The organism is Massilia genomosp. 1, from assembly GCF_011682185.1.
GTDB lineage: Bacteria > Pseudomonadota > Gammaproteobacteria > Burkholderiales > Burkholderiaceae_D > Telluria_A > Telluria_A rubra.
This window is the reverse complement of record NZ_WHJF01000297.1, coordinates 1-1,199: the sequence shown is the minus strand read 5'-3', so window position 1 is coordinate 1,199 and position 1,199 is coordinate 1. Positions and strand designations below refer to the sequence as shown.

2 protein-coding genes are annotated in these 1,199 nt (G+C 43.1%); both read right to left on the bottom strand.

The window, feature by feature from the left end; all coding sequences use genetic code 11:
• Positions 1 to 226 precede the first annotated feature (226 nt).
• Positions 227 to 526: a hypothetical protein gene (locus F1735_RS33705; protein ID WP_167241377.1), complete on the bottom strand. Its 300-nt coding sequence runs from the start codon at positions 524 to 526 to the stop codon at positions 227 to 229.
• Between the two features lie 32 nt (positions 527 to 558).
• Positions 559 to 939, bottom strand: a complete 381-nt coding sequence (locus tag F1735_RS33700) for a hypothetical protein (protein WP_167241375.1) — start codon at positions 937 to 939, stop codon at positions 559 to 561.
• Positions 940 to 1,199: the final 260 nt, after the last annotated feature.

The following is a 1,199-nucleotide window of genomic DNA, read 5'->3' as shown; positions in this document are numbered from 1 at the left end:
TTCATGGTGTGGGCGTTTTGATTAAGCGTTAGAACTAAATCATGCCAGAAATGGGCGCCCACTCCCACCTTTTCGCTTGCGCTGCCAAGCAATTTTCATCCGTTCCGCTAGTTTTGCAAGAGGCTCTCCTGTTACAAATCCATAAGTCGCAAAGAATTTTTTCAAAACAACATTTACCTCGGACGCAATCAGCCCGAGAACTGACTTCACCGCATAACATTAACGTTCACGCAAACTCTCCTGAGTAGCTCGCTGTCCCGGCGCCAGTAAATATATCGCCCATTCCTTTTGTGCCTTTCAGGGAAACAAAAATCATTTTATCCGAAGTCGATCTCCAAATCGTTCCGTCGAATCCACTCATCCATTCATCATCAGTTTCAAGGTGACTGACCACGCTAAATACTCTTGCCATAAACTTAGCCAGAGCTGGGGTCATTCGAACGCTCAATGCCTTCTCCAAGCTTGAACCTTCCAATCCATCTATTAACTTTTTAGCATATGAAGCATCAGCTAAAATTGCATTCATATATATTATGTAAATTCATAAAAACTTTCCAATTAATTGACAATTTTATAATCAGTAAAAAGCATACGATATTCTTCTGGTTGACAATCACCGCTAAAAATCAATGGCGTTCCGCCCTCGTTCAGCGGGAATGCCCTGGCCAGATATCCTTGGCCCGCCTTAAAAATGGCGAAACTCAGCATCAATGAATGATCGCTTTCGCTAACGTAGTCCTCCATCCCCCGAGTCATGGGTAGCGCCTTACCATGAATTGGAATTTCCTTATGATCAATAAATATCAGGCGTGATCCTTTCTTATTCTGCATATCCGGCGACTTGTAGATAACTTGATATTTGCACAACTCACTAAATTGCATAGCACCAATAATTTCATCCGCCAGCGGCAGCGGCAATCCAATCATTATAATGACCATTGCGACCAATTTTTTATGCCGAACATCGATTAGCCATGTAATACCTCTTGCACAAGGAACCAGCCTAACAGCAGTCCAAAATAGAAAAATCCCATTATCAAACACTCCGTTTATTGACGTAAATAATCATTCTTTTTGGTGATTAGCGCTGATCTTCAGCATAACTGAACTTTGGTCGCCGTTACGTGTCCAACCTTGCATATGCGTGCGCGGTGGCGCAGGCGGGAGAAGATTATGGCGACGATGAATCGGGTTCAGTT

Excerpts from the sequence above, each read along its gene's own strand:
- F1735_RS33700 (WP_167241375.1), bottom strand. The coding sequence starts at position 939 with ATGGTCATTATAATGATTGGATTGCCGCTGCCGCTGGCGGATGAAATT.
- F1735_RS33705 (WP_167241377.1), bottom strand. The coding sequence starts at position 526 with ATGAATGCAATTTTAGCTGATGCTTCATATGCTAAAAAGTTAATAGAT.